4 protein-coding genes are annotated in these 3,620 nt (G+C 74.4%); 1 reads left to right on the forward strand and 3 read right to left on the reverse strand.

All coding sequences use genetic code 11. The features are described from left to right. Nucleotides 1-202: 202 nt before the first annotated feature. The 3 genes from AE652_RS37655 to AE652_RS37665 form a co-directional block, all read right to left on the reverse strand. The gene (locus AE652_RS37655; RefSeq protein WP_049659792.1) at nucleotides 203-382 is read right to left on the reverse strand and encodes a hypothetical protein; all 180 of its coding nucleotides are present in this window, start codon (nucleotides 380-382) and stop codon (nucleotides 203-205) included. Between the two features lie 120 nt (nucleotides 383-502). Next, a complete protein-coding gene (locus AE652_RS37660; protein WP_049659793.1) occupies nucleotides 503-2,134 on the reverse strand; it encodes a BCCT family transporter in 1,632 nt (543 codons plus the stop codon). 134 nt (nucleotides 2,135-2,268) lie between these two features. After that, complete coding sequence (locus tag AE652_RS37665; RefSeq protein ID WP_063780401.1) at nucleotides 2,269-2,700, reverse strand: MerR family transcriptional regulator; 432 nt, start codon at nucleotides 2,698-2,700, stop codon at nucleotides 2,269-2,271. Nucleotides 2,701-3,419: 719 nt separating this feature from the next. Between AE652_RS37665 and AE652_RS48755 the strand changes: the two genes are divergently transcribed. Next, a partial coding sequence (locus AE652_RS48755) for a hypothetical protein (RefSeq protein ID WP_049659795.1) occupies nucleotides 3,420-3,620 on the forward strand: 201 nt, incomplete at its 3' end.

Raw genomic sequence — 3,620 nt, forward strand, 5'->3', positions numbered from 1 at the left:
GGCCTGGCGCCTGCGCCCCCCGGCCGCGCGCTACGCCCCGGCCCCCGACCTCCACCCCACCCCCGGCACCGGCCGCCACTCCCGCCCCGGACAGCCGGCGTAGCGGTGGCGCCCACCGCGCCGCCCCGGCTCCGCCGCCGGTGAGCGGAAAGCAAGAAGCACCGGGCCCGGAACGGGACCGCGGTGCTGGGTGGAGCAGGGGCTACTTGCTGGCGGAGGCGCTCGCGAGGGGGCCGTGTTCGACGGTTTCCACGGTGGCGCCGACGCCCAGGGTGCCGAGGGCGATGGAGGTGAGTACGGCGGTGACGGCGAGCAGCCGGCGGTGCCGTTGGGGCAGGGGGAAGCGCGGTTCCTGGTAGGGCGCCTGAGGGCTGGCGTTCATGACAGGGAGGTTTCCAGGGCGGCGTGAACGGTCGGTACGTGCGGGTGAAGTCCGGACGGGGGTTGGGCGTCGGTTGGCCGCGTACGCCCCACCCGTCACCGGGCGGGGCGTACGCGCAGGTCAGCGGCGTGTGCCCGACTCGCCGACGACCTCCCGGACGGCGTCCCGCAGGCCGTGCGGAGGGTGGAAGCGGGCGGGGGCGGCGGCCGGGTCCTCGCGGAGCTCCTTCACCAGCGAGACGCACAGCAGCAGCATCACGACCACGAACGGCAGCGCGACCAGGATCGTCGCGTTCTGGAGCGCGGTGAGCCCGCCGGCCAGCAGCAGGGCCGCCGCGACCCCGCCCATCAGCACGCCCCAGACCACCACCAGCCAGGTGCGCGGGTGCAGCGAGCCCCGGCTGGAGAGGGAGCCCAGCACCAGCGAGGCCGAGTCGGCGCTGGTGATGAAGAAGGTCATCACCAGCAGCACCGCGACCACGCTGGTCACCGAGCCGAGCGGCAGCGCGCGCAGCATCTCGAACAGCGAGGCCTCCGGGCCCTGCGGGATGGTCGCGACCAGGTCGGCCGCGCCGGTGGTGGACAGCCGGATCGCGGTGCCGCCCATCACGCAGAACCAGATGACCGTCGCCCCGCTGGGCACCAGCAGCACGCCGAGCAGGAACTGCCGGATGGTGCGGCCGCGCGAGATCCGCGCGATGAAGGTGCCGACGAAGGGCGCCCAGGAGAGCCACCAGGCCCAGTAGAAGATCGTCCAGGAGCCGAGCCAGCTCTCGTCGGTGAAGGCGCCGGTCTGGGTGGACATCCCGAGCAGGTCGGAGAGGTAGCCGCCGACCGAGGAGGGGATCGCGTCCAGGGCGAAGACCGTCGGGCCGACCACGAAGACGAAGACCATGATCAGCGAGGCCAGCACGACGTTCGCCGTGGAGAGCCACTTCACGCCCTTGTGCACCCCGGAGAACGCGGAGACCACGAACGCGGCCGTCAGCGAGCCGATGATGATCAGCTGGGCGTTCTGGGTGTTGCGGACGGAGGTGATGTAGCCGAGCCCGTCGGCGACCTGGAGCGCGCCGAGGCCGAGGCTGGTCGCGGAGCCGAAGACGGTGGCGAACACGGCCAGCAGGTCGATCGTCCGCCCGGCCCAGCCGTCCGCGCCGCGCTGGCCGATCAGCGGGACGAAGGCGGCGGAGACCCGGTTGCCCCGGCCCTTGCGGAAGGTGGTGTAGGCGAGGGCCAGGCCGCCGACCGCGTAGATCGCCCACGGGTGCAGGGTCCAGTGGAAGAGCGAGAACTCCAGGGCCTGCTGGGCGGCGGCCGCGCTCTGCGGCTCCAGGCCGGAGCCCGGCTGCGGGGTGGCGAAGAGCTGGAGCGGCTCGCCGACGCCGTAGAACATCAGGCCGATGCCCATCCCGGCGCTGAACATCATGGCGATCCAGGCGAGGGTGGAGAACTCGGGCTCGTCGTCGTCGCGGCCGAGCCGGATCCGGCCGAAGCGGCTGAACGCGAGCAGCACGCTGAGCGCCAGGAAGACGTCGGCGGCCACCACGAACAGCCAGCCGAAGTTGTGCAGCACCCAGCCGAGCGCGGTGTCGGAGGTACGGCCGAGCGAGTCCTCGGCGAAGACGCCCCAGGCGACCACCGCCAGGACCAGGACGGCGCCGATGCCGAACACCGCCCGGTCGGCCGGAAGGGTCGCGGCGGGTTCGTCGGGCTCCTCCACGGGCTGGTCGGACTGGGGCGGCTGGCTGCTCATCGGATGGACCCCTCGACATACTCGGCGTGCGTCGGCACGCTCGGATTCAAGCTGTATGTCGCACTATGTCCAGTCCGCTCCGTGAGCGGAGGGACGGCGCGCCGGGGAAGCGCGGGGTCGGGACCTACGTCCCGTCAGGCCGCCTGCTCCTCGCCGTAGTCGTGCCCGTCGTCGTGCCGGTGCCCGGGCCCGTGCTGCCGTCCGTGGTCGGGCCCGGAGTCGCGCGCGGTGGCGAGGTAGTGGGAGAGCGCCCGGCGGCTGCGGCTGAGGTCCTCGATCCGGGAGTCCAGGTCGGCGAGTTCGCCGCGCAGGATGGCGAGCAGCTCCGGGCAGGCCTCCAGGACGGGGACCGGACCGGTGGCGCAGGGCAGCAGCTCGGCGATCACCCGGGTACTCAGACCGGCCGCGAGCAGGCTGCGGACCTGCCACACCCGGACGGTGTCCTCCTCGCCGTACTCGCGGTAGCCGGCCGCCGTGCGGTCCGGCCGGAGCAGGCCCTGTTCCTCGTAGTAGCGGAGCAGGCGGGTGGACACCCCGGTCAGGCGGGCGAGTTCTCCGATGCGCATGACCGGGCGAACGCCGCCGCCTGCCGGGGTGTTCCCCCGGGAGGCTCGGCTCCTGAGGAACTCCGGCGGCACGTCGCGCAGTTCGGGCGGCGTCCCGGCCACCGGCAGGCGCCCGCAGGTGAGTTCGGCCAGGCGTGTGCCGGGGATCAGCCCGGCCGGCGACCAGGGCGGGGACGGCTGTCGCGGCCGGTTCGGCGCGGACGTCGGTCCGGGCGGCGGGCCGGAACCGCTGCCGGAAGCCCTCCGGCACCGGGGACTTGGGATGTTCCCGCAGCGGGGCGAGCTCGTCCGGCCGGTCGGCCAGGTCGATGAACAGCTCGGAGAGCGTCCGCCACCGGGCCGGGCCCCGGCCACGCCGGCGAGCAGTGGCGGCGAGCGGACCCGCCCGGGGCGGCGGGTGGCGATCCGGACGGCGACGGCGGCGCCGAGCGGGTATCCGGCCAGATCGAAGGTGTCCGGGCGCCGGCCCCGGCCCCGTGGGCGAGCGGCGGTTCCGGGCCGGGACCCCGGACGATCCGGGCGGGCGGGGTGGCTGACATGGGGTGCTCCGCTGCGGGGCGGGGTTTCGCCGACACAATGGGAACGGTAGGAGTCCACACCGGTGAGTAGGTCAGACCGGGGAGCGGAAGCCCGTCCAGGACGGCCCGCGGGCCCCGGCGGCGGCCGCGGTCGCGCGCGGCGCCGAAACCGACCACGCTGAAACGGAAGGAACGCCGTTCATGGACGACGAGGTCCGCACCCCGAACGAAGCAGTCCCGACACCGGCCGATCCGACGCCCGCCGACCGGAGGCAGACCGACCGGAGGCAGACCGATCGGAGCCGGGCCGACCGGAGGCGGGCCGAGCCGACGCGGGCCGCCCGGGACGGCGCGCGTGCCGACGGCGTGGACCGCCGGACGCTGCTGCGGGCGGCCTCCGCC

The organism is Kitasatospora sp. MY 5-36, from assembly GCF_001182915.1.
Taxonomy (GTDB): Bacteria; Actinomycetota; Actinomycetes; order Streptomycetales; family Streptomycetaceae; genus Kitasatospora.